The 26,743-nt window shown below is 35.4% G+C and carries 18 protein-coding genes, 4 tRNA genes and 3 rRNA genes; 8 read left to right on the top strand and 17 right to left on the bottom strand.

What is annotated here, in order from left to right:
* The first annotated feature begins 17 nt into the window (after positions 1–17).
* The 3 genes from LNQ49_RS14910 to LNQ49_RS14900 all read left to right on the top strand — a co-directional run bounded on the left by LNQ49_RS14910 (position 18) and on the right by LNQ49_RS14900 (position 3,587).
* Positions 18–1,868 carry a hydrolase/aminopeptidase gene (locus LNQ49_RS14910; RefSeq protein ID WP_229989809.1) on the top strand — a complete coding sequence of 617 codons (1,851 nt, stop codon included), beginning with the start codon at positions 18–20 and terminating at the stop codon, positions 1,866–1,868.
* A 161-nt stretch (positions 1,869–2,029) separates the two neighbouring features.
* Entirely contained in the window at positions 2,030–2,560 is a 531-nt protein-coding gene (locus LNQ49_RS14905; RefSeq protein WP_229989808.1) for a carboxymuconolactone decarboxylase family protein, read from the top strand.
* A gap of 148 nt (positions 2,561–2,708) precedes the next feature.
* Positions 2,709–3,587 carry a helix-turn-helix domain-containing protein gene (locus LNQ49_RS14900; protein ID WP_229989807.1) on the top strand — a complete coding sequence of 293 codons (879 nt, stop codon included), beginning with the start codon at positions 2,709–2,711 and terminating at the stop codon, positions 3,585–3,587.
* Here LNQ49_RS14900 and LNQ49_RS14895 read toward each other — a convergent pair.
* Positions 3,584–4,828 (bottom strand): glycosyltransferase, encoded by a 1,245-nt coding sequence (locus LNQ49_RS14895; protein WP_229989806.1) that lies wholly within the window; start codon positions 4,826–4,828, stop codon positions 3,584–3,586. The two genes, LNQ49_RS14900 and LNQ49_RS14895, sit on opposite strands and share 4 nt — an antisense overlap.
* A gap of 109 nt (positions 4,829–4,937) precedes the next feature.
* Between LNQ49_RS14895 and LNQ49_RS14890 the strand changes: the two genes are divergently transcribed.
* Both LNQ49_RS14890 and LNQ49_RS14885 read left to right on the top strand, forming a co-directional pair.
* Positions 4,938–5,519, top strand: a complete 582-nt coding sequence (locus LNQ49_RS14890; protein WP_229989805.1) for a MiaE family protein — start codon at positions 4,938–4,940, stop codon at positions 5,517–5,519.
* A 27-nt stretch (positions 5,520–5,546) separates the two neighbouring features.
* The gene (locus LNQ49_RS14885; RefSeq protein ID WP_229989804.1) at positions 5,547–8,312 is read left to right on the top strand and encodes an AsmA family protein; all 2,766 of its coding nucleotides are present in this window, start codon (positions 5,547–5,549) and stop codon (positions 8,310–8,312) included.
* 554 nt (positions 8,313–8,866) lie between these two features.
* Here LNQ49_RS14885 and LNQ49_RS14880 read toward each other — a convergent pair.
* From LNQ49_RS14880 to LNQ49_RS14840, 9 genes are all read right to left on the bottom strand, one after another.
* Positions 8,867–8,952, bottom strand: a tRNA-Leu gene (locus tag LNQ49_RS14880).
* Between the two features lie 7 nt (positions 8,953–8,959).
* Positions 8,960–9,032, bottom strand: a tRNA-Phe gene (locus tag LNQ49_RS14875).
* A 50-nt stretch (positions 9,033–9,082) separates the two neighbouring features.
* A 5S ribosomal RNA gene (gene rrf, locus LNQ49_RS14870) occupies positions 9,083–9,192 on the bottom strand.
* A 146-nt stretch (positions 9,193–9,338) separates the two neighbouring features.
* Positions 9,339–12,222, bottom strand: a 23S ribosomal RNA gene (locus LNQ49_RS14865).
* A 130-nt stretch (positions 12,223–12,352) separates the two neighbouring features.
* Positions 12,353–12,426: transfer RNA gene (locus LNQ49_RS14860), tRNA-Ala, on the bottom strand.
* A 108-nt stretch (positions 12,427–12,534) separates the two neighbouring features.
* Positions 12,535–12,608, bottom strand: a tRNA-Ile gene (locus tag LNQ49_RS14855).
* Between the two features lie 123 nt (positions 12,609–12,731).
* A 16S ribosomal RNA gene (locus tag LNQ49_RS14850) occupies positions 12,732–14,245 on the bottom strand.
* The 16S, 23S and 5S rRNA genes sit together here with 4 tRNA genes alongside, the layout of an rRNA operon.
* Before the next feature lie 705 nt (positions 14,246–14,950).
* Positions 14,951–16,186: an ABC transporter permease gene (locus tag LNQ49_RS14845; RefSeq protein ID WP_229989803.1), complete on the bottom strand. Its 1,236-nt coding sequence runs from the start codon at positions 16,184–16,186 to the stop codon at positions 14,951–14,953.
* Positions 16,187–16,288: 102 nt separating this feature from the next.
* Positions 16,289–16,783, bottom strand: coding sequence for a YkgJ family cysteine cluster protein (locus LNQ49_RS14840; protein WP_229989801.1), 495 nt, complete (start codon positions 16,781–16,783; stop codon positions 16,289–16,291).
* Between the two features lie 74 nt (positions 16,784–16,857).
* Here LNQ49_RS14840 and LNQ49_RS14835 point away from each other — a divergent pair, with 74 nt between their 5' ends.
* Both LNQ49_RS14835 and LNQ49_RS14830 read left to right on the top strand, forming a co-directional pair.
* Complete coding sequence (locus LNQ49_RS14835; RefSeq protein ID WP_229989799.1) at positions 16,858–17,565, top strand: class I SAM-dependent methyltransferase; 708 nt, start codon at positions 16,858–16,860, stop codon at positions 17,563–17,565.
* 18 nt (positions 17,566–17,583) lie between these two features.
* Positions 17,584–18,126 (top strand): YfiT family bacillithiol transferase, encoded by a 543-nt coding sequence (locus LNQ49_RS14830; protein ID WP_229989798.1) that lies wholly within the window; start codon positions 17,584–17,586, stop codon positions 18,124–18,126.
* Positions 18,127–18,270: 144 nt separating this feature from the next.
* Here LNQ49_RS14830 and LNQ49_RS14825 read toward each other — a convergent pair whose 3' ends face one another.
* The 7 genes from LNQ49_RS14825 to LNQ49_RS14795 form a co-directional block, all read right to left on the bottom strand.
* Positions 18,271–18,903, bottom strand: coding sequence for a 7-carboxy-7-deazaguanine synthase QueE (locus tag LNQ49_RS14825; RefSeq protein ID WP_229989796.1), 633 nt, complete (start codon positions 18,901–18,903; stop codon positions 18,271–18,273).
* A gap of 101 nt (positions 18,904–19,004) precedes the next feature.
* Positions 19,005–20,672: a tetratricopeptide repeat protein gene (locus LNQ49_RS14820; RefSeq protein ID WP_229989794.1), complete on the bottom strand. Its 1,668-nt coding sequence runs from the start codon at positions 20,670–20,672 to the stop codon at positions 19,005–19,007.
* Positions 20,673–20,688: 16 nt separating this feature from the next.
* Entirely contained in the window at positions 20,689–21,609 is a 921-nt protein-coding gene (locus LNQ49_RS14815; RefSeq protein WP_229989793.1) for a PstS family phosphate ABC transporter substrate-binding protein, read from the bottom strand.
* A gap of 232 nt (positions 21,610–21,841) precedes the next feature.
* The gene (locus tag LNQ49_RS14810; RefSeq protein ID WP_229989792.1) at positions 21,842–22,636 is read right to left on the bottom strand and encodes an energy transducer TonB; all 795 of its coding nucleotides are present in this window, start codon (positions 22,634–22,636) and stop codon (positions 21,842–21,844) included.
* A 39-nt stretch (positions 22,637–22,675) separates the two neighbouring features.
* Positions 22,676–23,230 (bottom strand): ExbD/TolR family protein, encoded by a 555-nt coding sequence (locus tag LNQ49_RS14805; RefSeq protein ID WP_229989791.1) that lies wholly within the window; start codon positions 23,228–23,230, stop codon positions 22,676–22,678.
* A gap of 19 nt (positions 23,231–23,249) precedes the next feature.
* On the bottom strand, positions 23,250–23,861 hold the full coding sequence (locus LNQ49_RS14800; RefSeq protein ID WP_229989790.1) for an ExbD/TolR family protein: 612 nt from the start codon (positions 23,859–23,861) through the stop codon (positions 23,250–23,252).
* Between the two features lie 45 nt (positions 23,862–23,906).
* Positions 23,907–24,728 (bottom strand): MotA/TolQ/ExbB proton channel family protein, encoded by an 822-nt coding sequence (locus LNQ49_RS14795; protein WP_229989789.1) that lies wholly within the window; start codon positions 24,726–24,728, stop codon positions 23,907–23,909.
* A gap of 379 nt (positions 24,729–25,107) precedes the next feature.
* Between LNQ49_RS14795 and LNQ49_RS14790 the strand changes: the two genes are divergently transcribed.
* Positions 25,108–26,622, top strand: coding sequence for a helicase HerA-like domain-containing protein (locus LNQ49_RS14790; protein ID WP_229989788.1), 1,515 nt, complete (start codon positions 25,108–25,110; stop codon positions 26,620–26,622).
* The last annotated feature ends 121 nt before the right edge of the window (positions 26,623–26,743 follow it).

The raw sequence follows: 26,743 nt of genomic DNA, 5'->3' as shown, positions 1-26,743 counted from the left end.
ACCAATTCCTTATAAAAATGAAAAAACTATATCTACTAACCCTCTTTTTGACGGCTTTGGCTTGTCAGAAAAAAGACGAAACAAAACAACCAACAATCGTTAAAGACGAACATTCATTCTCAAAACCAGAACTAGCTGTTGTAAAACACTTAGATCTTGATATTAAAGTTGATTTTGAAACACAATCAATTACAGGAAAAGCATCTTGGTTAATTGACAATGTTAGCAAAGGCAACGAAATTATTTTTGACGAAAACACACTTAACATCACCAAAGTAACATTAGGCGATGACGAAAAAGAAACCAAATTCGAACTTGGGAAAGAAGTTGAATTACACGGAAAACCGCTTCACGTAACAATAGAGCCAACTACAACCAAAGTCAACATCTATTACAGCACAACCAAAGAAGCTATTGCATTACAATGGTTAACTCCACAACAAACAGCAGATAAAAAGCATCCTTTTCTTTTCTCCCAAGGAGAAAGTATTTGGTCACGCACTTGGATTCCATGTCAAGACTCCCCTAGCGTTCGTTTTACTTATTCTGCAAAAGTTACTGTGCCTAAAGATTTAATGGCAGTAATGAGCGCTGTAAATCCACAACAAAAAAACGATACAGGAGTATATACTTTTAAGCAAGACAAAGAAATACCATCTTATTTAATGGCAATTGCAGTTGGAGACATTCAATTTCAATCTATAGATAACAGAACAGGTGTTTACGCAGAACCATCAGTTCTTAAAAAAGCAGCATGGGAATTTGCAGAACTAGGAAAAATGGTAGTTGCTGCTGAGAAATTGTACGGTCCATACCGTTGGGGTCGATATGATGTATTGGTTTTACCTCCAAGTTTCCCTTATGGCGGAATGGAGAATCCAAATTTAACATTCCTAACTCCTGGAGTTTTGGCTGGGGATCGTTCACTAACAAGTTTATTAGCACATGAATTAGGACATAGCTGGAGCGGAAACTTAGTTACCAATGCTACTTGGGATGATATTTGGTTAAATGAAGGATTCACAACTTATGTAGAGCATAGAATTGGTGAGGAAATTTTTGGCAAAAAAGAAGCTGAAATGCAAGCCGTTATAAGCCGCAAAGAATTAGATGACAATATCGCAGAATTTGGAAAAACAAATCCAGATACCCGTTTAAAAGTATCTCTTACAGGAAAAAACCCTGATGATGGAATAAATCAAATTCCGTATGCAAAGGGATATGAATTTTTAAAAGTAATCGAACATGCCGTAGGTCGTGAAAAATTTGATGCTTTCATTAAAAATTACTTTAATGCGCATGCATTTAAATCAATAACAACAGAAGATTTCGTAAGCTACTTAAACGAAAACCTGATAAAAAATGACAAAGCTTTAGCAGATAAAATAAAAGCAGAAGAATGGATTTACAAACCTGGTGTACCATCAAACATAACTCCTGTAAATTCTGAAGATTTTAATGCAATAGACCAAATCCAAAAAACGTGGAGAAAAACAGGAATTAAAGGATTGAGTCAAAAAATAAAATCAACTACAGAAAAACAACATTTCATAGATTATCTTCCAGAAGATATAACTCCAAAAGAGATGGGTGAAATAGATGCTGAATTTAACTTCACAAAAGGAGGTAACTTCGTGATTAAGCGCCAATGGTTTGTTCCTTCTATTCGTCATAAATATACAGTAGCTTATCCAGCAATAGAACAATTTATGATTGCCACTAGTAGAACAGGCTCATTAATGACACTTTATAAAGAAATGGTAAAAACTCCTGAAGGCAAAGCTTGGGCAAAACAAATTTTTGACAAAGCAAAATCAGGTTATCACCAAACCACAATTCAAAGTGTAGAAAACTTGCTAAAACAATAGATTTATAAAAATCCCGATTACTTAAAATAATCGGGATTTTTTTATATCCAAAAACCAACAAGAAAAATTGTCCATCACATAGCGTAAATTCTCCATGTTCTAAGATTAAGCATCGTCGCATCTTTGTAATGTCATAAGGCATAACATAAAAACAAATAAAAATGATACGATTAAAAGCATTATCACCAGAAGAAGCAACAGGAAAAACAAAAGAATTATTTAACGCTGTACAAACAAAACTAGGTACAGTTCCTAATATGATGAGAACTATGGGAAACTCACCTGCAGTACTAGAAGGGTATTTAAATTTGAGCGGTGCATTGAGTCATGGTAAACTTGGGACAAAAACAGGAGAACTACTTGCATTAACAATCGGAGAAAGTAATTCATGCGATTATTGCATTGCAGCACATAGCTACATTGGCGAAAAATTAGTAAAAATTGACAAAACTATTTTACAAGATGCTAGAAAAGGAATTTCAACAGATTCAAAAACGAATGCTGCGCTACAATTTGCAAAAACATTAATAAGCAAAAACGGATTGGTAAATGATGAAGATGTACAAAGCGTTAAAACCGCAGGTTATTCAGACGGAGAAATTGGAGAAATTGTCGCACATGTAGCTTTAAACATTCTTACCAATTATTTTAATAATACTGCAAATACCGAAATTGATTTTCCAACAGTATAATTTTCTCAATCTTATTTAATAAAAAATATACAATAAGGTAGTTCTGAAAAATTTTCATGACTACCTTTAGTATAAAATACACAAACGATTTACATACTCTTTAATCAACTTAAAGAAACATACTGTAATCTACAAATCTGTACTTGAAATGAACAACCAAGATGTTTACACTATAATTAATCCTCAGAATGGAAATCTAGCTTTCAAATTATTTTATTTTGACAACAATAGTCATTATGATCATTTGCAACGCAACAATTATTTCTCATTAATATGGGTTACCAAAGGACACGGAAAAGTAAAAGCTGATTTTGCAGAGCATGCTTTTGAAGAAAATTCACTACTAGCGTTTTCTCCTTACCAACCTTTTATGTTATGTGTAAAAGAAAATATTCAAGGTATTGCCATCCATTTTCATCCAGATTTTTACTGCATCCACATGCATCAAAAAGAAGTTTCTTGCAATGGTATTTTATTCAACAACGTATATCAACCACCATTTACACACATTACAGATCAAGCAGCAGAAACTTTTAAAATGGTTGTGAACCAAATGAAAGCAGAAATGCAAAACACAGCATTGGCACAATATGAATTGTTGATTTCTTATTTAAAGATATTTTTAATCACAGCTTCTAGACTTAAAAAACAACAGCAAGAAGAAATAAAATTAACCCCGGATTCTAAAGAACCATTCATACTTCAAAGTCTTAAAGATGCTATTGAACTTAATTTTAAAACAAAACATTCAGCAGGTAATTATGCCGAAATACTAAATATTTCTCCTAAAGCATTAGCAAAACTATCTAAAAATTATTTCAACAAAACACTCACAGATCTTATTGCTGAAAGAATCATCATCGAAGCCAAAAGAGAATTATACATGACAAACAAGACAGTAAAAGAAATTGCCTATGAATTAGGATATGATGACGAGCATTATTTTAGCCGATTCTTTAAAACAAATGCCGATGTATCGCCACAGATATATAGAGAAACGGTAGGATTTGGCAAGACAATAATTTAATTTTTATTCTTGGCTTCAATCCATTTAGACATATATTTTGTACTTCTTAAAGTATGATGCTGTAACATGCTTCCCATAAAATTATTATTACGGTGCGAGAGTAAATTAGATTGTAAATACAGTACTTTTTTAATGAAGTCTATTGCATAATTATCCTTTAGATAACGAGAATTAATAATTTCTACTCCCTTTTTTTGTGCTTCTAACCAAAGGCTTTTATTTTGGTATAAAGCAACAGCCGCATTTGCAATATCCAGAGCCTCGTTAACAATAAAACCATTCCAAGGCAAATCTCCATTCATCGCTTCAGCACCTATTGCTGTCGTTACGCTTGGTGTTCCAACTTGCATGGCTTCAACTAATTTTCCTTTTAATCCTGCACCAAATCGTATTGGAGCCAAAACTACTCGGGATTGTTTCACCACCTCTTGAGCATCCTCTGCACGACCCATAATACAAAAACCAAATTTAGGCTGATGCAATTGTAAAACTTTTTGTGAAGGATATGCTCCGTAGATATTTAAAACTGCATCAGGCAATTGTTTTCTTATCAAAGGCCAAATCGATTCTTTTAAATATTGAACAGTATTCCAATTGGGCTCATGCAAAAAATTACCAATAAAAATAAAATGATCTCTTTCTTCAAAAGAAGGCAATTCATCTAATGTTTCCTCAGAAATTGATTCTAACAAAAAAGGCAAGTAATACAATAATGCAGTATCAATTTTAAAGACAGTTTGTAATAACTCCATTTCAAACTCAGAAATCATCAATGACAAATCACAACGCAAAATACTAGCAATTTCACGTTTGGCCACTTCCTCTGAGAATAAATCAGTAACTACAAAATTTCTATTTTCTTTGAATGCTTTTTGACGTGCCTGACGCAAACAATGTAAATCTTCAGTATCCAAAATACGTAACGCCTCAGGACAACTTTCAGACACACGCCATCCAAACTGTTCTTCAATCATAAACCGATCAAACAAAACAATCGATGGATTTAGTTCTTTTATGTAGTCATCAAAACTAGAACAATTTAATGCAATGGTTTTCTTATCAATTCCCAACGCTGGCAAATCAATCATAAAATCACTATCCAAAGCTGGACTAGCAAAAGTAATATCAAATCCTCGTTCTTGAAAAATTGAAATTAATTGCATCATTCTTCCACCTGCTGCCGATGAATTAGGCTCAGGCCATACAAAACCAATTATTAAAAGCTTTTTAAGCTTACTCATACCCTATTTTATTTCAACTACAAAATAATACTATTTAAGTCGCAAAATCATCATAAAAACCAAAAATCGGGAATAAAACACTAATTTTGTAGGTTATAAATTAAATATCATGTTAGGATTAAAATTAGCTACAGACCCACGTTGGGTAAACATTGTCGAATCGAACATCGAAGAGATTCTTACCGACCATGCTTGGTGTGAGCAAAAAGCTGCTTCAAATGCTATTAGTTTAATTACTTACAATTCAGAATTAGAGGAATTAGTAACGGAATTATTGGTAATTGCAAGAGAAGAATTAGAACATTTACAAATGGTACATGATTTAATTAAAAGAAAAGGATTGACCCTTGGCCGTGAGCGCAAGGATCATTATGTAAATGAGTTGTTTAAATTTATGAAAAAAGATGGGAGCCGTAAAGATGCATTAGTTGACCGTTTATTATTTTCTGCTATGATTGAAGCTAGAAGTTGTGAACGTTTTAAAGTTCTTTCAGAAAACATACAAGATCAGGAATTAGCAAAATTCTATCGTGATTTAATGATATCTGAAGCAGGACATTACACCACTTTTCTTGGTTTTGCGAGAAAGTACACAGATAATATAGATGTTGATAAACGTTGGGCTGAGTGGATTGAATTTGAGACTTCAATCATAACAAATTATGGTAAACAAGAAACTATTCACGGATAAAAACTAATTTTTTTCAAAACACATATCATGGCAAAAAGTAATTTGAAACCCATTTTATACAGAATAGTAAAATACATTGGAATAGCGTTTGTCGTTATTTTAGCACTACTTTTTGTAACACCTTATATCTTTTCAGATAAGATAAAAGAAGAGATAAAAAAAACAGCAAATAGAAAACTTAATGCTGAGCTAAATTATTCAGATGCTAATATTTCATTCTTTCACCATTTCCCATCATTAACGTTAACTTTAAATGATTTAAAATTAAATGGATCAGCTCCATTTCAAAAAGAAGACTTTGTTACTGCAAAAGAAGTTTCTTTTGGTATCAACATAAGTAGTTTGCTTTTTGGAGAAACTATTAGCATCGACCAAATTTATCTGTCTAATTCTTTTATTAATGTAAAAGTTAATAAAAATGGTGAAGCAAATTATAACATTTACAAATCAGCTGAAGCAGAAAAAACTACAGAGAGTAGTGATGATACATCTTTAAAATTAGAAAAGATTGAAATTATCAATAGCAAAATAATCTATGATGATTTATCAACCAATGTACATCTAGATGTTTTTGGATTCAATTATTCAGGAAAGGGAGATTTAAGTAAAGACATCTTCGATTTATATTCAAAAGCTAAAATCGAAAAGCTTAATATCTTATATGAAAATGAGCCCTACCTAATGAATAAAAAGGTAGATGCAGACTTAATCACCAAAGTAAATGTAAACTCTTTATCTTTTCTTTTTGAGCAAAATAACTTAAAAATAAATCAGCTAATAGTTGATTTTAAAGGGAAATTTGACTTTTTAAAAGACGGTTATAATATTGATTTCATAATAAAATCAGACGACAGTCAATTGCATGATGTATTTACAGCATTCCCACCAAAATTTGTTACTTGGCTATCAAAAACAGATTTAAAAGGAAATACAAACCTGTTACTTACCCTAAAAGGTAAATATATCGCCTCTCAGAATATTGCACCAGATTTAAACGTAGATTTAAAAATAAAAGATGGGTATGTAAACTATAATAAAAGTTCATTTCCTATTTCCAATTTAAATCTAGATATAAACACAAAATTACCTTCGTTAAATCCAGATCTTCTAGTTGTAGATGCAAAAAACTTGGCCTTAAACATCAATAAAGATTATTTAAGATCTAAATTTCATGTAAAAGGAGTTAATACCCCAGAAGTAGACATTGATCTAAACAGTCAAATAGATATAGAAAAACTAATTCAAGCATTTGCAATCCCAGACATTGAGTTAAAAGGAAATCTTATTGGAGATGTCAAAGCAAAAGGAATATTTGATTTAAAAAACAAACTTTTCCCAGTAACCTCAGGAACTATAGACTTAAAAAATGGATATATAAAAACTAAATATTATCCAAATCCAATTACTGATATAACTATTGTTTCAAAAATTAATAATGAAAAAGGAACTTTTGATGATTTGAAAGTTAAATTGTCTCCAGCACAGATAACCTTTGAAGGAAAACCCTTTTATATTAATGCAGACCTAAGCAACTTTAATGATCTAACTTATGACATTAAAGCCAAAGGAGAATTGGATATAAGTAAAATATATAGAGTTTTTTCTCAAAAAGGACTAGATTTAGATGGCTCAATTAAAGCCGATTTAGTTTTAAAAGGAAAGCAAAGTGATGCCGAAAAAGGAAACTACAGCAAGCTCAATAATAAAGGGACTTTAGCAATTAAGAATATAGGAATTGTATCTGAATACCTGCCTAAGAAGTTTATTATTAAAGAAGGAGTCTTTAAAATAAACCAAGACAAAATGTTTTTCAGAAACTTTATGTCAACGTATGGTCAGTCCGATTTTAAAATGAATGGATATTTACAAAATGTCTTTAATTTCATGACAACCAAAAATGGTGTCTTAAAAGGATCATTTGTTATAAATTCAAAATACATCAATGTTGATGAATTTATGTCAAGTACAACTACTGAGACAAGTAATACAACTGCAAGCACTGATACAAATACTGAAGCTCCTAAAGTAGAAGTGACACAAACAGGAGTTATCATGATTCCGAAGAATTTCAATTTACAATTTCAAGCAAACGCTCAAAAAGTTAACTTCAATAAACTTGCCTTAAATAACGCAAAAGGAAATCTCAAAATGAACAAAGGGATTTTAACCATGCAAAATACAGGTTTCAATCTAATAGGCTGTGAAGTAGCGATGGACGCAACTTATCAAGCTTTAACAATGAAAAAAGCTTTATTTGACTATAGCATTAAAGCAACAGATTTTGACGTTAAAAAAGCCTATAATGAAATTGAAATGTTTAGAAAAATGGCTAGTGCAGCAGAAAAAGCACAAGGAACCGTTTCTCTAGATTACAAATTAAAAGGAAGACTTAATGCCAATATGGAACCTGTTTACCCATCATTAGTTGGCGAAGGTGTAATTTCTGTAAATGACATTAAACTCTATGGTATGAAAATGTTTAATGCTGTAAGCAAAACAACAAGCCATGAAGCAATAAAAAATCCACAAATCACTAAAGTTGATATTAAGAGTAGTATCAAAAATAATATAATTACCCTAGAACGATTCAAATTCAAATTTGCAGGTTTCAGACCAAGAATAGAAGGAACAACTAGTTTAGATGGTAAATTAAATATTAAAATGAGATTAGGATTACCACCTTTAGGAATCATAGGGATTCCATTAATAATCAAAGGAACCAAAGACAACCCTAAAATAAAAATTGGAAGAAAATCAGAAGATCTAGAAGAAACTAAAGATACCGAAGATTAATCTAAAATTTAAAATAGTTACTAAGCCTGCTCCTTGAGCAGGTTTTTTTATTTATACATATGAAATAATATTTATACACATCTAGCTTTGTTTTAAAGCGCTCTAATAACTTAGAGATGTATGAACCTGTAAAACTAATTATAACACTATAAAATTAAAAAAATTGCTATTCTTTTGACAATCCAAATCAACAGCACTTCACGTATTAGACATAAAGTAAATCAATCTATATTCAAGTCTTTCTGTACATTTCTCCCGAACAATTACAAATACCTATAAGCCCCTATCAAACATTTTAAATTACTTTGTCAATTGGAATACTGAAAACTTGAACAGAATCATTCTGAGGAAAAATAAAGAGGGTTTAGATTGAAGTATGAGGACTTGTATAGATTTTCCTTTTTAGGCTAACCATAGCCTAGTTTCATACTCTTTGGGTATATATTGATTCCTAAAACATGAAATAGTTTATAAGCCAATCAATCGTACATCTTGTCTCGTTAAGTAATAGACAAAAAAAAACTTCAATTAGCAAAGCCAATTGAAGTTTTTAGTACTCAGAGCGGGACTTGAACCCGCACGAACATTGCTGTTCACTGGATTTTAAGTCCAGCGTGTCTACCAATTTCACCATCCGAGCATTATAGTGGTACCTCCAGGGATCGAACCAGGGACACATGGATTTTCAGTCCATTGCTCTACCATCTGAGCTAAGGTACCATATCTACATTTGTAGAAAAAAACCCTGTTCGTTAGAACAGGGTTTTAAAGAAAGGCGACGACATACTCTCCCACATAACTGCAGTACCATCTGCGCAGGCGGGCTTAACTTCTCTGTTCGGGATGGGAAGAGGTGAGCCCCGCCGCAATAACCACCTTAAGGTCGTTAGTTGCTTTGGACAACTTTTCAATCATTTGTTATCATCTAGGATAACAAGCAATCAAACAATATCTTAACATACTGAGATAAAGAAACATAAATACTATTAGAAAGTTTCTCCCCCACACCGAAGTGTGGGGAAAAGCGTACATAAGCTTACGGATTATTAGTACTACTCGACTATGACATTACTGCCTTTACATCTATAGCCTATCAACGTGGTCATCTCCCACGATCCTTAAAAGAAATCTCATCTTGTGGTGGGTTTCGCGCTTATATGCTTTCAGCGCTTATCCCTTCCAAACGTAGCTACTCTGCGGTGCTCCTGGCGGAACAACAGATACACTAGAGGTTTGTCCAATTCGGTCCTCTCGTACTAGAATCAGATCCACTCAAATTTCTTGCGCCCACAGTAGATAGAGACCGAACTGTCTCACGACGTTCTGAACCCAGCTCGCGTGCCACTTTAATGGGCGAACAGCCCAACCCTTGGGACCTTCTCCAGCCCCAGGATGTGACGAGCCGACATCGAGGTGCCAAACCCCCCCGTCGATATGAGCTCTTGGGGGAGATCAGCCTGTTATCCCCGGCGTACCTTTTATCCTTTGAGCGATGGCCCTTCCATGCGGAACCACCGGATCACTATGCTCTACTTTCGTACCTGATCGACCTGTATGTCTCTCAGTCAAGCTCCCTTATGCCATTGCACTCTACGCACGGTTACCAAGCGTACTGAGGGAACCTTTAGAAGCCTCCGTTACTCTTTTGGAGGCGACCACCCCAGTCAAACTACCCACCAAGCAATGTCCCCCGCAACGCGGGGTTAGGCCTCAGATAAACAAAGGGTTGTATTTCAACAATGACTCCACAACGCCTAGCGACGCCACTTCACAGTCTCCAACCTATCCTACACATCATTTATCCAAGGTCAATACTAAGCTATAGTAAAGGTGCACAGGGTCTTTTCGTCCCACTGCGGGTAAGCGGCATCTTCACCGCTACTACAATTTCACCGAGCTCATGGCTGAGACAGTGTCCAGATCGTTACACCATTCGTGCAGGTCGGAACTTACCCGACAAGGAATTTCGCTACCTTAGGACCGTTATAGTTACGGCCGCCGTTTACTGGGGCTTCAATTCAATGCTTCTCCGAAGATAACATCTCCTCTTAACCTTCCAGCACCGGGCAGGTGTCAGGCCCTATACTTCATCTTACGATTTTGCAGAGCCCTGTGTTTTTGATAAACAGTCGCCTGGACCTCTTCACTGCGGCCAGCATTGCTGCTGGCGACCTTTCTCCCGAAGTTACAGGTCTATTTTGCCTAATTCCTTAGCCATGAATCTCTCGAGCACCTTAGGATTCTCTCCTCGACTACCTGTGTCGGTTTGCGGTACGGGTACTTATTACCTGAAGTTTAGAGGTTTTTCTTGGAAGCCCTTAGGCGCACTATCTCTTTGACCGAAGTCTCCGAGTACTATCGTATTTCCCCAAGCCGTGTGGATTTGCCTGCACAGCTTATAGGTAGGTACTTCAACGAACTATTCCGTCAGTTCGCGGCGCTTTCATCACTCCGTCACCCCATCACAGTAATAAGTAGTACGGGAATATTAACCCGTGGTCCATCGACTGTCCCTTTCGGGTTCGCCTTAGGTCCCGACTAACCCACAGCTGATTAGCATAGCTGTGGAAACCTTAGTCTTTCGGTGTGCGGGTTTCTCGCCCGCATTATCGTTACTTATGCCTACATTTTCTTTTCTAACCAGTCCAGCATACCTTACGATACACCTTCAACCCTGTTAGAATGCTCCCCTACCACTTTGACCTAAGTCAAAATCCATAGCTTCGGTAATATGTTTATGCCCGATTATTATCCATGCTCGTCCGCTCGACTAGTGAGCTGTTACGCACTCTTTAAATGAATGGCTGCTTCCAAGCCAACATCCTAGCTGTCTGGGCAGACAAACCTCGTTCTTTCAACTTAACATATATTTGGGGACCTTAGCTGATGGTCTGGGTTCTTTCCCTCTCGGACTTGGACCTTAGCACCCAAGCCCTCACTGCTGAGAAACATTATATAGCATTCGGAGTTTGTCAGGAATTGGTAGGCGGTGAAGCCCCCGCATCCAATCAGTAGCTCTACCTCTATATAACTTTAAATTCAGCGCTGCACCTAAATGCATTTCGGGGAGTACGAGCTATTTCCGAGTTTGATTGGCCTTTCACCCCTACCCACAGGTCATCCGAAGACTTTTCAACGTCAACCGGTTCGGTCCTCCACTGTGTGTTACCACAGCTTCAACCTGCCCATGGGTAGATCACACGGTTTCGCGTCTAACACTACTGACTAAAGCGCCCTATTCAGACTCGCTTTCGCTACGGATCCGTGGCTTAACCACTTATCCTTGCCAGCAACGTTAACTCGTAGGCTCATTATGCAAAAGGCACGCCGTCACCCCACGAAAGGGCTCCGACCGCTTGTAAGCGTATGGTTTCAGGATCTATTTCACTCCGTTATTCACGGTTCTTTTCACCTTTCCCTCACGGTACTGGTTCACTATCGGTCTCTCAGGAGTATTTAGCCTTAGCGGATGGTCCCGCCAAATTCAGACAGGGTTTCACGTGCCCCGCCCTACTCAGGATACCACTATCCTTTACACTCATTACCTATACGGGACTATCACCCTCTATGGTTCTACTTTCCAGTAGATTCTAATTCTTTGTGCAAGAAATGTCGTGGTCCTACAACCCCAACATTGCCGTAACAACATTGGTTTGGGCTAATCCGCGTTCGCTCGCCACTACTTACGGAATCACTTTTGTTTTCTTCTCCTCCGCCTACTTAGATGTTTCAGTTCAGCGGGTTTGCCCACCTATCGGTGTACTATGTCTTCAACATAGTGGGTTGCCCCATTCAGGTATTTACGGATCAATTCGTGTGTGCCGATCCCCGTAACTTTTCGCAGCTTATCACGCCTTTCATCGCCTCTGAGAGCCAAGGCATCCCCCATACGCCCTTATTTTGCTTATTGTACCAGCCTTAAAATTAATTAAGACCGTTTTCTTTATTTACAGTATTACTACCGTCAATAAAAAATGCTTTCTACTTTTTATTATTTTCTTATCTCAATATGTCAATGAACTTTTTTCCTTTCGGAATAGTGGAGAATAACGGAGTCGAACCGTTGACCTCCTGCGTGCAAGGCAGGCGCTCTAGCCAGCTGAGCTAATCCCCCAATTTCAATTTTAGAATTTTGAATTCAGATTTTAAACCCTATTTCAGATTCAATTTCTTTTGGTGAATTCCAACTTCTAGAATTTCCTTTTTTTTAAGTTTAAAATAGTAGTCCCGGGCAGACTCGAACTGCCGACCCCTACATTATCAGTGTAGTACTCTAACCAGCTGAGCTACGAGACTCTGTTTTTACTTAAATTGTATTATTTGAACTAACAGCAGAGTAATATAATCTTTAGAGATGTAACAAATAGACATTTCGTCTTCTTTCCCTAGCGTGCATAAATGCTAACACTAAGGCTCTAGAAAGGAGGTGTTCCAGCCGCACCTTCCGGTACGGCTACCTTGTTACGACTTAGCCCTAGTTACCAGTTTTACCCTAGGCAGCTCCTTGCGGTCACCGACTTCAGGCACCCCCAGCTTCCATGGCTTGACGGGCGGTGTGTACAAGGCCCGGGAACGTATTCACCGGATCATGGCTGATATCCGATTACTAGCGATTCCAGCTTCACGGAGTCGAGTTGCAGACTCCGATCCGAACTGTGACCGGTTTTATAGATTCGCTCCTGGTCGCCCAGTGGCTGCTCTCTGTACCGGCCATTGTAGCACGTGTGTAGCCCAAGGCGTAAGGGCCGTGATGATTTGACGTCATCCCCACCTTCCTCACAGTTTGCACTGGCAGTCTTGTTAGAGTTCCCGACATGACTCGCTGGCAACTAACAACAGGGGTTGCGCTCGTTATAGGACTTAACCTGACACCTCACGGCACGAGCTGACGACAACCATGCAGCACCTTGTAATTTGTCTTGCGAAAAATCTGTTTCCAAATCGGTCAAACTACATTTAAGCCTTGGTAAGGTTCCTCGCGTATCATCGAATTAAACCACATGCTCCACCGCTTGTGCGGGCCCCCGTCAATTCCTTTGAGTTTCATTCTTGCGAACGTACTCCCCAGGTGGGATACTTATCACTTTCGCTTAGCCACTGAGATTGCTCCCAACAGCTAGTATCCATCGTTTACGGCGTGGACTACCAGGGTATCTAATCCTGTTCGCTACCCACGCTTTCGTCCATCAGCGTCAATCAATTAGTAGTAACCTGCCTTCGCAATTGGTATTCCATGTAATCTCTAAGCATTTCACCGCTACACTACATATTCTAGTTACTTCCTAATAATTCAAGTTTAGCAGTATCAATGGCCGTTCCACCGTTGAGCGATGGGCTTTCACCACTGACTTACTAAACCGCCTACGGACCCTTTAAACCCAATGATTCCGGATAACGCTTGGATCCTCCGTATTACCGCGGCTGCTGGCACGGAGTTAGCCGATCCTTATTCTTACAGTACCGTCAAGCTGGTTCACGAACCAGGGTTTCTTCCTGTATAAAAGCAGTTTACAATCCATAGGACCGTCATCCTGCACGCGGCATGGCTGGATCAGGCTTGCGCCCATTGTCCAATATTCCTCACTGCTGCCTCCCGTAGGAGTCTGGTCCGTGTCTCAGTACCAGTGTGGGGGATCTCCCTCTCAGGACCCCTACCCATCGTAGCCTTGGTAAGCCGTTACCTTACCAACTAGCTAATGGGACGCATGCTCATCTTTTACCGTTGTGACTTTAATAGTGACTTCATGCGAAGTTGCTATGCTATGAGGTATTAATCCAAATTTCTCTGGGCTATCCCTCTGTAAAAGGTAGATTGCATACGCGTTACGCACCCGTGCGCCGGTCTCTGCTTCCGAAGAAGCATACCCCTCGACTTGCATGTGTTAAGCCTGCCGCTAGCGTTCATCCTGAGCCAGGATCAAACTCTTCATCGTATATTTTTTATATTATATTGCGACTAATGATTCTATCGGTTATATTCAAATCTTGCGATTCTATTACTCTTTATTCTGTGTTTCGAAATCTCTTTCGAAACGGCTGTCAATTCAATATGTCTAGGAACGTGTTCTTTTTGTTTGTGCCGCTTGTTTCTCAAAGCGGGTGCAAAAGTAGTGAACTTGTTTTTAACTGGCAAGATTTTTTTGAAGTTTTTTTTAAGAAATTTTTCTCTCAAAAATCATTCGTAAATCTTAGCAGTATTTCAAAGAACTCCGTGTTTTGCGGGGTGCAAATGTAACTTTCGTTTTCCAAACTCACAAGCTTTTTTTAATCTTTTTTTCAGAAAAATTTTCCGTTTGATTAAAGTCTCTTGTCAGTATTTCAGATGAACGTTTTTGTTTGTTGCGGGTGCAAAACTACCACCTTTATCTAGATAAACAATACTTTTAAATCACTATTTTTAGTTTATTTTAGCTTTAATTCTTAACCATCTGATAATACCAACTTTACAGACTTCTCGTTTTTAGGTTTTGTGGGGTTTTTCTGTGGGGGTGTTTAGATTGCCTTTGGTTTTGCTGGGGTTTCTGGGGTTTGGCTGTTTCTGTTTTGCTCCCCTAGCCCTGATAGCAGCGAAAATCCTTTCTCTTTTTCCTTTAAAAAGAGAAAGATTACAGCGAATAGCAGGTTAAAGCTCCTAGAAATTAATCAAATCGTATTGCTTTGACTGGAGAAATCTTCGTTATTATATAGGAAGGAATCAATAACACCAGAAAACAAACCGTTATAGTAAGCAGATTCAACAACAACACATATCCCCAATTAAGATAAACTGGCGCTTGATTGACATAGTAGTTCTCCGGATTAAGTTGAACTATCCCAAAATGCTGTTGAATTAACAAAAGTGAAATCCCAATAAGGTTCCCCCAGAACAATCCTCTCAATATAAGGTAAAGCGCATTATAAAGGAATATTTTACGGATGACCCAGTTATTAGCACCTAATGCTTTTAAAATACCTATCATTTGAGTACGCTCCAATATCAAGACTAGCAACGCAACTACCATATTTATCGTAGCTACAATAATCATGATACCTAAAATGACTACTATATTAAAATCAAAGAGTTCTAACCAATCAAAAATATAACTGTATTTCTCTATTATAGTTTTCGTATCAAGTGTCGATGATGTTTGCTGGTAGATTTCCTCTCCTATTGTTTTTATCTTTCCAAAGTCTTTCAGGAAAACTTCAAATGCTCCAACCTGATCTGGAGCCCATTTATTAATACGTTGTATATGGCGAATATCTCCTATTATATAGGTAGCATCAAAATCCTGAAATCCTGAATTGAAAATTCCAGCAATTTTAAACCTACGAACATTCGGTAATTTATTCTGATCTTCCTTCATGAAGAATGTATTAAACTCATCCCCTACTTTAAGATTCAATCTGTTGGCAAGAAAACGAGACAATAACACTTCTTCATTAATAGCTTTAGAGAAATCTGGAAGTTTTCCATCAACCAAATACTCCTTTATATTATTCCAATCATAATCGGCACCAACTCCTTTAAATATGATTCCTTCAAAAGCCGCTTCGGTTCTTATTATCCCCGCTTTACTTGCTATTGCCTGAATATGGTTTACCTCAGGAACTGAAGTAAACTTAGGATAGAAATCTTGTTTTATAGAAATAGGACTTATTGTTACCTCTGATTGATTATTATCGTAATTAGAAATAATCACCTGTCCATTGAAGACTGACACTTTTTCCCGAATTTTTTGCTGCAAGCCAATTCCAGTTGCTACTGAAACCAACATCATTATTATTCCGATTGCAATAGCTGAGATTGCAATTTTTATAATTGGTGCGGAGATACTGCTTTTATAATCTTTGGCAGTAATAAGTCTTTTGGCTATAAAATATTCTAGATTCAAATTGATTGGGTTGTCTTTTTATAAATTCAAAAATACGGTTTAATAAGTAAACTTAAATTACTCGCAAAAACAATTACGAAATATTTAAGGCAAAAGACCTCCTTATAAAGGCATGCGTTTTTTCATTGCTTCAACGATATTAAATGCTGCTGGGCACATTGCAACATTTTTAAGTGTTAGGTCTGAAATTTGCTGAAACTTTTTACGGTCTGTATGTGGGAACTCACGACACGCTTTTGGACGTACATCGTAAATCATACAATAGTTTTCATTATCCAAGAAAGTACACGGAACACTTTGCAAAACATAATCTTTGTCTTCGTCAATTCGAAGATATTGCTCAATGAACTGCTGTGGCTTTTGTCGTAAATGTTTTGAGATACGTTCAATATCGGCAGTTGTAAATAATGGACCAGTTGTTTTACAACAATTAGCACATTTTAAACAATCCGTTTTCTTAAATTCAGCATCATGTAATTCCTGCATTACATAATCTAAATTTTTAGGTTGTTTCTTTTTGAGCTTATCGAAATACTTTTTGTTTTCGATATGCTTATCTTTGGCCAACTTATTTAAGTTGTTTAAAATTTCTTTCAAGTTTAAGATTTAAAGTTGAACTGCAAAATTAAACAACTTTAAACTCGAAACCTTAAACTTTGAACTAAAATACAATGAAAGACCTTTTTGGGAAAGCAATGCTTGATTTCCAGACCAACAACTCGCCTGAAGATTTAATTACCGAAACCACAATCTCTGAGGCTGACGAAATGAGCGTTGCTTATTTGTTTCGTTCCTTTAACGAAATGCCCAAACTGGAGCAAAAAGCATTAGAACTTGCCAAAGGAAAAATACTTGATGTAGGCTGTGGAGCAGGAAGTCATAGCTTATATTTACAGAATCAAAAGAAATTAGACGTAACTTCGATAGACATTTCTGAAAAAGCCATCGAAACCTGTAAGCTTCGTGGAGTTAATGATGCTAGGGTACAAGATGTACTAACTCTTGAAGGAGAAAAATATGACACAATTATATCTTTAATGAATGGTGTTGGGATTTTTGGGAAACTAGAAAATTGTAATAAATTTTTATCAAAGCTAAAATCACTCTTAAATCCAGGGGGTCAGATCTTACTAGACAGCTCTGACATCATATATATGTTTGACGAAGATGAAGACGGTGGCAAATGGATTCCATCTGACACTGAATATTATGGCGAAGTTATTTTTAACATCTCTTATAAAGGAGAAAAAGAATCTGCTTTTGAATGGCTATATTTAGATTACAATACGCTACAAAATGCCGCTATAGCAAACGGATTTAAATGTGAGCTTGTTTTAGAAGGAGAGCATTATGATTATTTGGCCAGACTTACGGTTTAAAAAATAAAACATAAAAAAATGGAAAATTTAGATTTAGAGAAATTAAAATACCCAATCGGAAAATTTATAGCACCTGATACTTATTCGGCTGATTATATCTCGAACAAAATCGAAGAGATTTCTTCTTTTCCAGAAAGACTAAAAAAGGAAGTCATTAATTTATCCGACGAACAACTCAACACTCCATATCGACCAGGTGGATGGACAGTAAGACAACTCATTCATCATTGTGCAGAAAGTCATATGAATTGTTTTATAAGAATAAAATGGACTTTGACTGAAGACAATCCAATAATAAAAGCGTATCATGAAGATCTTTGGGCTGAATTGCCAGACAATTTAACAATGCCTATCCAACCAACTTTGTCTTTACTCGAAAGTTTGCATTTCCGTTTAGGATTTATCATGAAGAATCTTTCTAAAGCCGATTTAGAAAAAACATTTATTCACCCCGAAAATAACTCAATAGTTCCTCTTAAACAAATAATAGGAACCTACGCTTGGCATGGAAATCACCATTTGGCTCATATTACAACTTTAAAGAAACAAAAAGGGTGGTAATCACAAAAAGAATCACCTACTAAATACAAATTGAAACCTTTTTATACAAGACGTATACTTTTTACTCATATCGTTCTATATAACTTGCAATAAATAAAAAAGCCTTTTCACGCATGAAAAGGCTTTTTCTTTACAAACATCCTCTTAAGGGATATTTAAATATTTATGCGTTTGAAGTGATACTCTCCATTTTGGATTGTTCATGACATACTCAACAATAAGCGGAGTCATTTCTTCTTTCTTACTCCATTCTGGCTGAAGAAACAATATTGCATTTCCATTTACCAATTCAGCTTGTTCTTCGGCAAAGATAAAATCATGCTTATTATAAATGATTACCTTTAATTCATGAGCATTATCATAAACTGTTTGTGTAGGTAATTTATTCTTTTTTGGCGAAAGACAGATCCAATCCCACGTTCCTGTTAGCGGATAAGCGCCTGAGGTTTCGATATGGACTTTCAAATTTTTATTTTTCAATTCCTTCGTCAGTACAGTCATATCCCATGTTAACGGCTCTCCACCGGTAACAACTACTGTATCAGCATATTTACTTGCATTACTCACAATTAAATCAACACTTGTTGGCGGATGCAGTTCTGCATTCCAACTTTCTTTAACATCACACCAATGGCAACCCACATCACACCCACCAATACGGATAAAATAAGCTGCTGTTCCTGTATGAAATCCTTCTCCCTGAATCGTATAAAATTCTTCCATCAAGGGTAACATCGCACCTTTATTTACTTCTAATTGTATTTCTTTTGATAACATTACTAAAATTTAAAGTGCAAAGATAGTCAATAAAAAATGGAACAATAAAAAAACCGATAACTCAAAGAGTTATCGGTTTTAAAATATTAGTAAACTTTAAATTATTTTAAAGTATTCAAAGACTGTGTTGCGTATGCATTAGTAGGATCCAATGCTAAAGTTTTATTGAAAAACTCAATTGCTTTTGCTTTGTCAGTATTAGCATAACTTGCAGCCATATTATTGTAAGCTTCTACAAATTTAGCTTTAACTGCTGGTTTAGCAAGTTCTTCAGCTCCTTTTTCAGTAGATTTTGCAATATATGTCTCGTAATTTTTAGTCATCTCCTCATCATTTTCAAGCAATCTGTTTGTTCTTGCTCTGTAAAGATAAGCCTCTTGATAATTTGGTGAAGCTGTGATTACATTTACAAATGCAGCGTCTGCTTTTTGCAAAGCAATTGCATCTGGTTTCACATTAGCTTTATTGTTATCATAAAATATAGACAATCCGTAATAAACATTATCATCTAAGTAAGTTGAAGACTCAGGAACTTTAGTTCCAAATTCAAAAAGCATAGCAGCTTCTTTGTATAATTTTTTAGTAAACAAAGCTTTTCCAAGATCACCTAAATCCTGAACAGCTAAAGGCTCCATTGCGACAGCTTTTCTAATGTCAACTAAACCTGCTTCGAATGCAGCTGGCTCAATTGAAGCACCATCAGCACTTGTTCCTTTTTTAATTTTTGCAAAACCTAAATACAAGTAATCTTTAGCAATTATCTTGTTTGCAGGGTTTTTTACATAATCTTCTAATGATTTAATAGCAACATCTACATTACCATTTTCATAAGCAGCATATCCTAAGTATCTAAAAATTCTAGGATTAACTTTATCTAGCTTAACCATTTCATTCGCTTCTTTCTCTAAAGCTTTATAGTCTTCAACTAAAATTAAGAAATCTGCATGACGCATTCTAGAGTGAATAGAATAATCTGTAAGACTTAAGTATTTCTCATAATTAGTAATCGCTTTTTGATAATTAGCTTCTCTTGTAGAAGGCTTATTTCTTGCCCATTTGTAATATGTTTCAGCTAATTCTCTATAAACAGGACCGTAATTTGCATCTAAAGCAATAACCTCATTAAACGCTTTAATAGCCTCGTCATAAGATTTTGCACCTTTTAACAATACTCCAAGTTGCATTTTTGCTCTCAACAAAGTTGGATCTGCTTGGAATGCATTACGATATGATTTATAAGCTTCATTTTGATTGTTATCTCCATAATATGCATCTCCAAGTGCTAAAAGTACTTGAGCATTTTGTGGATCTATTGCCAATGCACGGTTTAAAGTAGCAATCGCATTTTTGTAATCTGGGTTAACAGAATTCATGTATGCTCTACCAATATAGATAAACTCTTCTATATCTTTTCTTTTCATTGGCTTAGTAGCTGAAGCAAAATTAGCCTGAGCTGCCGTTGTATTTTTATTATCTAAATCTAATTGACCTAAACCAATATAACCAAGATTAGCACGGCTTGATGCAGCTACGCTATTAAGATAATATATCTTAGCTGAGTCAGCAACTTGTTGACTTAAGTAAACATTACCCAATATAAATGGAGCTTCACCATCTGTTGGTTTTGCTTTAATAATTGATTGTAGAACTGTTTTTGCTTTTTCAAATTGCTCTGCATCGATAGCTTTTTTAGCCTGGCTTATGTCTTGCGCATAAGCTCCCGCAGCTGTCGCCATTAACGCAACACTAAAAATTTTAAATTTATTCATCTCTATTATAATTAATTTATTCTTTTTCTTTAATAATTTCATTTCTAATAATGAGCTTTCTTCCAGGAACTCGTATTGGCAATAATCCAGATTTTAAAATTATTCTTTGTCCAATATCCCCTCCTACAAAAGAAGCAAACCCAATACCTAATCCAGAGTATCCCTGACAGTTTATAATATACAAATCACGTGCCAAAGGATAAGTCTGTTCTGCTATGTTGTTTTGAGTTGGAGCAATAAATTTATCACTAGTAAGGCCTTTTACGCTCAACACATTTACTTTAGCTACATAATTTTTTAATTCAGGAGATGGTTGTGATAACCAATTTACACCAACAACTCCAATCATTCCTGCATTTTCAGACACGAATTTAATTACTTCCTCATTGGTTTTAAATGAGAAAACACCTTCTTTAGGAATATCTTTAATCCCTGCTAAAGTTTTCAAATATCGCACTGTACTCGAGTTCGGATTATCAAAGACTAATCCTTTGATATTTGCTTCTGGCTTACCTTGCATAAAATTAATTACACTTTTCAACGCGATTAACGTATCATTATTGCCTTTGTTTGAAATAAATGCAATTGCATCTGTAGCAACTGGTGTTACTTTAGGAACTATTTTCTTTTGATTAAAAATAGCTCTCTCTTCTTTAGTTAAATCTCTTGCAGTAAAAGCAACAGTAGCTTTTTGATTTAATAAATCATTAATAATTTCAGCTTCAGATTTAGGCTTAATAGTAATCTTTGCATCATAAGTTCCTTCAAAAACAGCTACCTGATCTTCAACAATGGGAACCAATGTTTCGTCCACCGCAATATCCATAGTCCCTTTAAGTATAGTCTCCTTTTCATCTTTACTCTTATCTTTCTGATTACAAGTAATAAACAAGAAGCCAAACGCCACTAATAACAAAATTTTACTATTCTTAAGCATGTCTAATCTGTGTTTGAATTAAAAAATCTAACAAATCTTATAAACGAATATACAATTAATAATACACCAAAAGCAACTCTGTACTTATATTCCATCGTAATTGGTAAAGTTTTCCAAAAAATGATCGCTAAACCTATCACGAAATACATTAGGAAGAAGAACATTCCTAAAACAAGAAGAAATCGCTCTTTTAGCGATTTCTTCTTAATATTATCAAGCAGTTGTCTCAACATTAGTCTGCAGATTGGATAGTAATAGGAAGAGAATATAATACTCTAACTTTTTTACCATTTTGCTCACCTGGATTCCATTTTGGACATTTCTTTAAAACTCTAATAGCTTCGGTTCCTGTTCCATAACCAATATCTCTTAAAACTTTAATGTCTGTTAATGAACCGTCTTTTTCAACAACAAAAGTAACATATACTTTACCTTTTAATCCTTCTTCTTCTGGAGTTCTGTAGTTATTTCCTACAAATTTGTAGAATTTCTCAATTCCTCCAGGGAATTCTGGTTTAACTTCGATACCAGCAGTGTTATATACTTGGTTATCTTCTTCAACTACTGCTGCAGTTCCTGTACCTACTGGTTCAACAGTTAATACTGCATCTGGATCTCCTTTAATAGTTTCAGCACCAATTTTTTTCTCTTTAAGCTCAACTAATTTTGGTGGCTCTTCAGTCACTTCATCAGCTTTTGCTACAACCGGCTTCACAAACTTCACTTGATCCACTTTTGGAGGTGGCGGCGGTGGCGGCGGAAGATTAGGTTTTACCTCCTCTTTTTTAGGCGGTAACTTTACAGTGGTAATCTTAATATCCTTAGTTCCTTCTTCTGTTTTAGAATCTGGCAAAAGGCTCGCGATAACTGGAGCAGCAATAAGAAGTGAAAAAATAACAGATCCTATGATAAGTGCTCTTACCGTAGTCTTTTTGTTAGATTTTCTTAGCTCATATGCACCATATATCTTATTACGCCCTTCGAATACGATATCAAGCCACTGGTTTTTTATAATATCTAATTTCATTTTTCTTGATTATTAGGGTGTTAAAATATAAGATTGCTCTTATTTTTTATCTACCAATTTTGTTTCCTCTGGTGAAAAATCATTAACAATCGCATAGGTTTCTACACCAGTAATAGCCATTTCATCCAAGATATCAACCAAATTTTTGTAAGAAGATTTTTTAGTCGGTTTAATGATTACAATAATTCCGTTTTTCGGTTTCCCTTTTGCAGCAGAATATTCTAAAACAGATTTTTTTCTGCTTAACAATTCTTTACGAATCCCGTCTTTACCATAAGCAATGTCTTTAGGCCCAGCGATAGGAGTTGCAAGCAATCCCATATAATAAACTAACTTATTGTCAGGCCCCAACATTAAAGTCATTGTACGATTTTCATCAACTTTAATTTTTTGATCTATCTTGTTATCCTCTTTATCTGGCAACCCCAAGCTCATCGATTGAGGCTTTGACAACGTTGTGGTAAGCATAAAGAACGTGATCAATAAGAAAGCCAAATCCACCATCGCAGTTAAATCTACTTTTGCGTTTTGCTTTTTACTTCTTACTTTACCACCTTTTCCGCCTCCACCGTCGCCGGTATTTAATTCAGCCATTTTAGTGTATGTTTTTTAATTAAAAGTCTTTTCCTCTCAAACCAGTAACCAAGTTAAAGGTATTGATTTTTTGATCTTGCAAGATATCCATTACTTTACGAATCGCTGGATACTCTTCTTTAGCATCACCTTTTATAGCGAATTGTAATTCCTTATCAGCAACTTCAATATTTGCAATACGCGCATTGTAAATCCATTCTTTTAACTGATTATCTAAAGAATCTTTAGGAATACCAGGTTGACCAGCTTTACTTCTATCAGCTGCTTTCATGTCGATGATTTGTTTCAAACTTGTAATTGGAACACCAAATCCTTCCATCAAAGCAAATTCACTTTTATCTTTATCAGAAAAAGCAACACCATATTTTTCTCCCATTAGCTCCAAAGTTCTTGTACGAACTTCTCTTCCTTTTAAATCAAAAAATACTTTTCCTTTTCCTATTGTAATAGTAGCTAAATCCGTTTCAGGTAATTTAGTTTGTACAGTAGATGAAGGCGTGTCTACAGGAAGTGCCTCAGGCACTTTTGCGGTAGCAGTCAAAATAAAGAATGTCAACAAAAGAAACGCAACATCACACATGGCAGTCATGTCCGTAGACATTGACTTTTTTTTCATTTTTATTTTTGCCATTATCTTTTATTTTTAAATTTAGCAATAATCATGCTAAAAAATTATTTATTGTCTTAAACTTCCTCTGAAATGTCTGTAAGTATTTACGATAGTAGTACCAGCCTCATCAATAGAGTAAGTCAAATCATCAATTTTAGATGTAAAGAAGTTGTAAGCAATAATAGCAAAGATAGAAGTACTAATACCTGTTGCAGTATTTACAAGTGCCTCAGAAATACCATTTGCTAATGCAGCTTGGTCAGGAGAACCTGTAGAAGCTAACGCGCTAAATGCTTTAATCATACCAGATACTGTTCCTAACAATCCTCCTAATGTACCTAAAGATACTAAAGCTGAGATAATTGTCATGTTTTTCTCTAACATTGGCATTTCTAATGAAGTTACCTCTTCGATTTCTTTGTGAATAGTTTCTGAAGCTTCTTCACTATTGAATCCTTCTTTCTTAACTTCTTGGTATTTAATTAAAGCTGATTTAATTGCATTTGCAACTGAACCTTGTTGTTTGTCACATGAAGCAATAGCTGCATCAATGTTTCCTTCTTTAATACTTCCTTGAACACTTTTCATAAATTTATCCAAGTTTACTTTTCCAGCAGCTTTAGTGATAACTGTATATCTTTCGATAGAAAATACAAGAACCATTAATAACATACCTAACAAAATCGGAACGATAATACCACCATGGTAAACCATACCTAATATATTTAATGGATGCCCCTCAACAGTACCACCTTCAAAATTCGAAGGAGAACCCATAAGGAAATTCCAAATACACCAACCCACAAAAATACATGCTGCAATAATCAACCCTGACACCATTCCTCCGCCATTTGAAGTACTTTCCTTTTTAACTTTAACGTTTGCCATTTTTTTTAATTTTAATAGTTTTAAATAATTTTTATTTTTTAGTTATAATAAACTTGTAGTGGAGCAAATTTATATTTTTAGTTTAAATAAAAAAACTTTTTTCAGTTTTATTCCAATTAATTTAACCTAAACACAAAAAATATCTAATCACATTAATTGTATTTTAAATAAAATCGAAGTTAAAAAATAATTATTTATGATAAAATTTACAACGATTTAGTAAAAAGAAACACAATCTTCCAAAATCTTTGTAATATGTTAAGAAAATATTTTTTACTTTTATTTTTAACAAAAACACTTTTTTTTCACGCTAACATCTCTAAATTAAACGATTTAAGAAAAAAACGATATCTTGCAACTGAATTAATGTTACACAAATATGAGCCAAAAAGACGAATTTATTCAAAGTATAAATGACGGTTATCAAACCAAGGGAGAAAGCATTATTCTTGGTGGAGCAATCTATGACGGGGAGCCTCTAAATGCACATGTAAAAATACCTTTAAAAACATTAAATCGTCACGGATTAATTGCTGGGGCAACAGGAACTGGGAAAACAAAGACAATTCAGGTATTATCTGAACAGCTCTCTCTAGCAGGAATCCCAGTTTTAATGATGGATATAAAAGGAGATTTTAGTGGTATTGCAAAAGAAGGTGAAGAAAAATCCTTTATTACCGAACGTCATGCTAAAATTGATATCCCCTATAAAACATCACAATTCCCAGTAGAATTAATGACACTTTCTGAGCAAAGTGGTGTGAGATTGCGCGCTACAGTTTCGGAATTTGGACCTGTATTGTTTTCTAGAATATTAGGATTAAACGATACACAATCAGGTGTTATTTCTGTTATTTTCAAATATTGTGACGACAATAAAATGCCTTTACTAGATTTAAAAGACATTAAAAAGGTCATTAATTATATTACAGAGGAAGGAAAAGATGAAATTGCAGCCAGCTATGGCAAAATATCTACCGCTACCACTGGAACAATCCTAAGAAAAATAATAGAACTTGAACAGCAAGGAGCGGATATCTTTTTTGGAGAATTATCATTCGAGATTGATGATTTAATGCGTATTGACGAAAATGGAAAAGGATACGTAAACATTATTCGCTTAACAGATATTCAGGATAAACCTAAATTATTCTCGACTTTTATGCTAAGCCTACTTGCTGAGATATACCAACAAATGCCTGAAAAAGGAGATGTTGATCAGCCTGAGTTAGTCATCTTTATAGATGAAGCCCATTTAATCTTTAATGAAGCTAGTAAAGTATTATTAGAACAAATTGAGACTATTGTAAAACTGATTCGTTCAAAAGGAGTTGGAGTTTATTTTGTAACTCAAAACCCAATGGATGTCCCTAGTGGAGTTCTGGCACAATTAGGATTAAAAATCCAACATGCCTTGAGAGCTTTTACAGCGAATGATAGACAAGCCATCAAAAAAACCGCAGACAACTACCCTATTTCTAAATATTACAAAACTGATGAACTCCTTACAAGTTTAGGTATTGGAGAGGCATTGGTAACAGCATTAAACGAAAAGGGTGTCCCTACACCATTGGTAGCTACTATGATGAGAGCCCCAATGAGTAGAATGGATGTACTTACAGAAAGTGAAATCCAAGAAATCAATCAGAAATCAAAATTAGTAAAGAAATATAGCGAAGTAATCGACCGTGAAAGCGCTTACGAAATACTAACCAAAAAAATTAGCGATGCCGAACAAGCTGCTGCTTCACAAGAAGAAGAAAAACCTTCAAAGAAAGCAAGCAACGAACCAAGTACTGCTAGTGTCGTTGGCAAATCGGTACTAAAAGTAGTAACAAGTGCTACCTTTATAAGAGGTGTCTTTGGCGTTTTATCAAAAATGTTCAAGAAGTAAATAAAAAAGAAACCCTTTTGACATAATATCAAAAGGGTTTCTTTTTATAAAGTTAACTCACACTATTTACAGAAAAGCAAATGTCTCAGGTTTTAAATTAAAACCAAGACTGTAAACTGTG

This window comes from Flavobacterium pisciphilum (assembly GCF_020905345.1).
GTDB classification, from domain to species: Bacteria; Bacteroidota; Bacteroidia; order Flavobacteriales; family Flavobacteriaceae; genus Flavobacterium; species Flavobacterium pisciphilum.
This window is presented reverse-complemented; position numbering and strand designations above follow the sequence as displayed.

Coding starts and splice junctions, on each gene's coding strand:
- LNQ49_RS14820 (WP_229989794.1), bottom strand. CDS start 20,672: ATGAATAAATTTAAAATTTTTAGTGTTGCGTTAATGGCGACAGCTGCG.
- LNQ49_RS14805 (WP_229989791.1), bottom strand. CDS start 23,230: ATGGCTGAATTAAATACCGGCGACGGTGGAGGCGGAAAAGGTGGTAAA.
- LNQ49_RS14830 (WP_229989798.1), top strand. CDS start 17,584: ATGGAAAATTTAGATTTAGAGAAATTAAAATACCCAATCGGAAAATTT.
- LNQ49_RS14835 (WP_229989799.1), top strand. CDS start 16,858: ATGAAAGACCTTTTTGGGAAAGCAATGCTTGATTTCCAGACCAACAAC.
- LNQ49_RS14790 (WP_229989788.1), top strand. CDS start 25,108: ATGAGCCAAAAAGACGAATTTATTCAAAGTATAAATGACGGTTATCAA.
- LNQ49_RS14825 (WP_229989796.1), bottom strand. CDS start 18,903: ATGTTATCAAAAGAAATACAATTAGAAGTAAATAAAGGTGCGATGTTA.
- LNQ49_RS14815 (WP_229989793.1), bottom strand. CDS start 21,609: ATGCTTAAGAATAGTAAAATTTTGTTATTAGTGGCGTTTGGCTTCTTG.
- LNQ49_RS14905 (WP_229989808.1), top strand. CDS start 2,030: ATGATACGATTAAAAGCATTATCACCAGAAGAAGCAACAGGAAAAACA.
- LNQ49_RS14810 (WP_229989792.1), bottom strand. CDS start 22,636: ATGAAATTAGATATTATAAAAAACCAGTGGCTTGATATCGTATTCGAA.
- LNQ49_RS14885 (WP_229989804.1), top strand. CDS start 5,547: ATGGCAAAAAGTAATTTGAAACCCATTTTATACAGAATAGTAAAATAC.
- LNQ49_RS14890 (WP_229989805.1), top strand. CDS start 4,938: ATGTTAGGATTAAAATTAGCTACAGACCCACGTTGGGTAAACATTGTC.
- LNQ49_RS14895 (WP_229989806.1), bottom strand. CDS start 4,828: ATGAGTAAGCTTAAAAAGCTTTTAATAATTGGTTTTGTATGGCCTGAG.
- LNQ49_RS14795 (WP_229989789.1), bottom strand. CDS start 24,728: ATGGCAAACGTTAAAGTTAAAAAGGAAAGTACTTCAAATGGCGGAGGA.
- LNQ49_RS14800 (WP_229989790.1), bottom strand. CDS start 23,861: ATGGCAAAAATAAAAATGAAAAAAAAGTCAATGTCTACGGACATGACT.
- LNQ49_RS14910 (WP_229989809.1), top strand. CDS start 18: ATGAAAAAACTATATCTACTAACCCTCTTTTTGACGGCTTTGGCTTGT.
- LNQ49_RS14900 (WP_229989807.1), top strand. CDS start 2,709: ATGAACAACCAAGATGTTTACACTATAATTAATCCTCAGAATGGAAAT.